We start from the raw sequence: 4,730 nt of genomic DNA, 5'->3' as shown, positions 1-4,730 counted from the left end.
CTCGGGCCACGCCGCTCCGAACACGGCGTCCCCGCCCCCGCAGCCGACGTCGAGCACCGACGCCCCGGCGCAGGTCCACGCGGCGGCACGCTCGGCGATCGCCCGCGCCGCCCGGTGCGACGGCGTGTCGGCCGGCTCCGCGGGCGGGGTGAAGTCGGCGGGGTCGTGGGTCCACGGGTCGGCGGGGGCGTACCGGAGGACGTGGTCGGGGATCCCGCGGCCGAGCTGGCGTTCCCGCCACCGTTCCGCCGCGTCACCCATGAGGTGAGGATAGGGCCCGGTGGTTCTGTGGAGTTCCGGCCGGTCCCGGTCGGCCGGACAGGCCGTCCCCGTGCACCATCGACCCCGCCCACCCCGGTGGTGGCTGCCGCTCACCGTCCTCGTCGTGGTCTCCCGACCGCGCTGGTGCTGTGGGCGCAGCGCGAACCGCTGCCGTCGCCGGCCGAGGGCGCGGCGCTGCCGGTCGAGGCGGCGACGGGCCGGGAGCACTCCGGCGGCACCGCCGACTGCCCGGTCCTGGACGGTCCTCGGCTGCCGGATGCACGACGACGAGGACCGCCACGGTTGGCGCACCGTGCGCGTCGACGGGACGTGGGTGGAGGGCTACCGCGGGCGCACCCCGCAGGAGGTCGTGCGGACCCGCTGGGACGTCCCGGTGTCCGCCGACGGCGTCGCGGAGCTGGACGTGGTCGTCCCCGGCCCCGGCCCGACCGGGACCGACACGTCGGCCGGGGTCCTGATGTCCGCCGTGCGCGACCCGCTGCGCGCTGCGGGCCAGGACGCGGTGCTCCTGTCCCCGCGCTGCCCGCCGGTGCCCGAGGGCGCGACGGTCGCGTGCCGGATCGACGGGGTCCCGGCGACCGTCGAGGTCACCCCGGTCTCCGGCGCCGACCACCGCGTCCGTCTCACGGTGGCACCCCGCCCCTGAGCGGTGGTCGGCGCCGGTACCGGTCAGGCCCGGGCGACCGCGGCCGACAGCGTGACCGACGCGCCGTCGGGGCCGACGACCTGCCCGCTCGACCCGCCGTCCCCGGCGGCGCCGTAGGCGACCGAGGTCGCCAGCACCTCCCCGGCGACGAACGCCTCGTGGGTCCGGACGGCGTCGAGCACCGCGTCCGGCCCGTCGAGGGTCAGCGCGATCCGGTCGGACACGTCCAGACCCGCGTCACGGCGGGCCTGCTGCACGACGCGCACGACGTCGCGGGCGGTGCCCTCCGCGGCCAGCTCCGGCGTCACCGTGGTGTCGAGGACGACGAGCCCCGTGTTCCCGGGCAGGGCCTGGGTCCGCTCCGGGTCGGCGGCGACGAGCTTCTCGGTGAACTCGCCCGGCTGCAGCGCGATCCCCGCGGCCACGACGGTGTCGCCCTCCTGGGACCATTCCCCCGCCTTGACCGCGCGGATGCAGGTCTGGACGTCCTTGCCCAGGCGCGGTCCGGCGACCCGGGCGTTGACGGCGATCTCGAACCGGCCGTGCGTGGCGACGTCGTCGGTCAGCTCGACCGAGCGGACGTTGACCTCGTCGGCGAGCAGCCCGGTGAAGTCCTCCAGCGCCGTGGCGTCGCTCGCGGCGACGGTCAGCGCGGGCAGCGGCTGGCGCACCCGCACCTTCGCGGACTTGCGCAGCGACAGCGCCGCGCTCGCGACCTGCCGGATCCGGTCCATCCCGGCGACGAGGTCGGCGTCGTGCGGCAGCCCGGCTCCGGCCTCGCGCTGCGAGACCGACGGGTCGGACCCGGCGGGCCAGTCGGTGAGGTGCACCGACCGCTCCCCCGTGAGACCGCGCCAGATGGCCTCGGTGGTCAGCGGCAGCAGCGGCGCCGCGACCCGGCAGGTCACCTCCAGCACGGTGTGCAGGGTGTCGACGGCGTCCTGCCGCACGGCCGCGTCCCCGGACCAGAACCGCTCCCGGGACCGCCGGACGTACCAGTTGGTGAGGGTCTCGGCGTGGTCGCGGATGCGGTCGCAGGCCCCGGCGATGTCGTAGGCGTCCATCGCCGCGGTGACGCCGTCGACGAGGTCGGCGGTCTTGGCCAGCACGTACCGGTCGAGGACGTGCGGGCTGTCGGTGCGGAACGTGCCGCGCTCCCCGCCGGCGTAGAGCGACAGGAAGTACCAGGTGTTCCACAGCGGCAGGATCGCCTGGCGGACGCCCTCGCGGATGCCCTGCTCGGTGACGACGAGGTTGCCGCCGCGCAGGATCGGGCTCGCCATGAGGAACCACCGCATGGCGTCGCTGCCGTCGCGGTCGAATACCTCGTTGACGTCGGGATAGTTCTTGCGCGACTTGGACATCTTCGCGCCGTCGTCGCCCAGGACGATGCCGTGCGCGACGCAGTTGCGGAACGCGGGCCGGTCGAACAGGGCGGTGGCCAGCACGTGCAGCGTGTAGAACCAGCCGCGGGTCTGGCCGTTGTACTCGACGATGAAGTCGCCCGGGTAGTGGTGCTCGAACCAGTCGCGGTTCTCGAACGGGTAGTGGACCTGCGCGAACGGCATCGAGCCGGACTCGAACCAGCAGTCGAGCACCTCCGGCACCCGGCGCATGGTCGAGCGCCCGGTCGGGTCGTCCGGGTTGGGCCGGGTCAGCTGGTCGACGTAGGGCCGGTGCAGGTCGGTCGGGCGCACGCCGAAGTCGCGCTCGATCTCGTCGAGCGAGCCGTAGACGTCGGTGCGCGGGTGGCGCGGGTCGTCGGACTGCCACACAGGGATCGGGCTGCCCCAGTAGCGGTTGCGGGAGATGCCCCAGTCGCGGGCGCCCTCCAGCCACTTGCCGAACTGGCCGTCGCGCACGTGCGCGGGCGTCCAGTCGATCTCCTGGTTGAGCTCGACCATCCGGTCCCGGAACCGGGTGACGCGTACGAACCAGGAGTCGACGGCGCGCTGGATCAACGCGTTGCCGCAGCGCCAGCAGTGCGGGTACGGGTGGTCGTAGGTCTCGTGGCGCAGCAGGACGCCCTGCGCATGCGCGTTGCCGTCCTTGAGGTCGCGGATGACCTGCGGGTTCGCGTCGAACACCTGCATGCCGGCGTACGGCGGGACCTCGGTGGTGAACTCGCCGCGGGAGTCGACCGGGTTGACGACCTCGATGCCGGCCGCGTCGGTGACCTCCTTGTCCTCCTCACCGAAGGCGGGGGCGATGTGGACCAGCCCGGTGCCGTCCTCGGTGGTGACGTAGTCCGCGGCGAGCACCCGGTGGGCGTTCTCGCGGCCGGTGAAGAAGTCGAACGGCGGGGTGTAGCTCGCGCCGAGCAGATCCGACCCCGTCACCCGCGCCAGGACCGGCGGCTCCTCCCCCAGCTCGCGGGCGTACGCGGTGACCCGGGCCTCCGCGAGCAGCCAGCGCTCGGAGTTCGCCTCCACGACCACGTAGTCGACGTCGGGGTGCACGGCCACGGCGAGGTTCGACGGCAGGGTCCACGGAGTGGTCGTCCAGACCAGGGCGAGGGCGCCGTCGGTCTCCGGGCGGTCCGGCGTCGCCAGGCGCAGCCCGACGGTGACGGCCGGGTCCTGCCGGTCGGTGTAGACGTCGTCCATCTTGGTCTCGGTGGCGCTGAGCGGTGTCTCGCAGCGCCAGCAGTACCAGAGCACCCGGAAGCCGGAGTAGACGAGACCCTTGTCCCACAGCGACTTGAACGCCCAGAGGACGGACTCCATGTAGTCCAGGTCCAGGGTCTTGTAGTCGTTGTCGAAGTCGACCCAGCGGGCCTGGCGGGTCACGTAGTCGCGCCACTCGCCGGTGTAGCGCAGCACGGACGTACGGCATGCCTCGTTGAACGCGGCGACGCCCATCTCGTCGATCTCGGACTTGTGCTTGATGCCGAGCTGGTTCTCGGTCTCGACCTCGGCGGGCAGGCCGTGGGTGTCCCAGCCGAAGCGGCGCTCGACCCGGTGGCCGCGCATGGTGCGGTACCGCGGGACGACGTCCTTGACGTAACCGGTCAGCAGGTGGCCGTAGTGCGGGAGGCCGTTGGCGAAGGGCGGACCGTCGTAGAAGACGTACTCGTCGGCCCCGTTCTCGCCGGCGGGGCGCCGGTCGACCGACGCGCGGAAGGTGTCGTCGGTGTCCCACGACGCGAGCACGTCCTGCTCGAGCGTCGGGAACGACGGGTGCGCCGGGACGTCGGGATAGCCGCTCACGTGTGTCGCTCCTCGTGCGTGCTCTCGCTTCGCACGGGGACGACGACGGCTCTGGAGAGCCGGGCCGCGGTACCACCCCGCTTGCCCGTGCACGGGTGCACGGGCCTCTCTTTCGACGGCGATGACGGGCCGCACCCGTCCGGTTCTACTCCGGCCCGGGGCCGTTTCTTCCGGAGGCTCCCCGGTGATGGCCGGATCGGTGCCTGTGGAACCAGGGTAGCGCGCGGTCGCACCCCGTTATTCCGTGGGGCGCGCCGCGCTGCTGGTCAGCGGGCCTGGGCGGGGTGGCGGTCGCCGAGGGTCCGGTTCGGTGCGCACCAGCCGCACGGCGTGAACCCGAGCTCGACGGCCTCGCTGACCGGCAGCGGGATCACCGGGCGACCGGTGAGGGCCCGGCAGGTCTGCACGTGGTACCGGGGGTGTTCGTCGATGACGAGCACCTCGTCGGGCAGGCGCGCGGCGAGTGCGGCGAGGGTCGGGTCGCGCGGCTCCTCCGGGGAGTCGCCGTCGGTCCCGGTGGGCGCGTCGGCCCCGACGGCGTCGGCCGGGGTGCCGTTCGTGTCCACGCCGGCTCCGGCGGGCGTGCCCGCCGG

The 4,730-nt window shown here is 73.7% G+C and carries 2 protein-coding genes and 2 pseudogenes; 1 reads left to right on the top strand and 3 read right to left on the bottom strand.

Annotated elements, in window-relative coordinates; translation table 11 throughout:
- Positions 1 to 261: pseudogene (locus GTW08_RS13705) on the bottom strand (hypothetical protein); the annotation flags it as partial.
- A 277-nt stretch (positions 262 to 538) separates the two neighbouring features.
- On the opposite strand from GTW08_RS13705, the gene GTW08_RS13700 reads away from it, so the two are divergent.
- The gene (locus GTW08_RS13700) at positions 539 to 928 is read left to right on the top strand and encodes a hypothetical protein (protein ID WP_073573913.1); all 390 of its coding nucleotides are present in this window, start codon (positions 539 to 541) and stop codon (positions 926 to 928) included.
- Positions 929 to 951: 23 nt separating this feature from the next.
- On the opposite strand, the gene ileS is transcribed toward GTW08_RS13700, so the two are convergent.
- Both ileS and GTW08_RS13690 read right to left on the bottom strand, forming a co-directional pair.
- Positions 952 to 4,137, bottom strand: coding sequence for an isoleucine--tRNA ligase (gene ileS, locus GTW08_RS13695; protein ID WP_161151999.1), 3,186 nt, complete (start codon positions 4,135 to 4,137; stop codon positions 952 to 954).
- 266 nt (positions 4,138 to 4,403) lie between these two features.
- Positions 4,404 to 4,730: pseudogene (locus tag GTW08_RS13690) on the bottom strand (hypothetical protein); the annotation flags it as partial.

It is taken from the genome of Pseudonocardia sp. SID8383 (assembly GCF_009864975.1).
GTDB classification, from domain to species: Bacteria; Actinomycetota; Actinomycetes; order Mycobacteriales; family Pseudonocardiaceae; genus Pseudonocardia; species Pseudonocardia alni.
The sequence above is the reverse complement of the archived record's forward strand: the minus strand, read 5'-3'. Positions and strand labels throughout refer to the sequence as shown.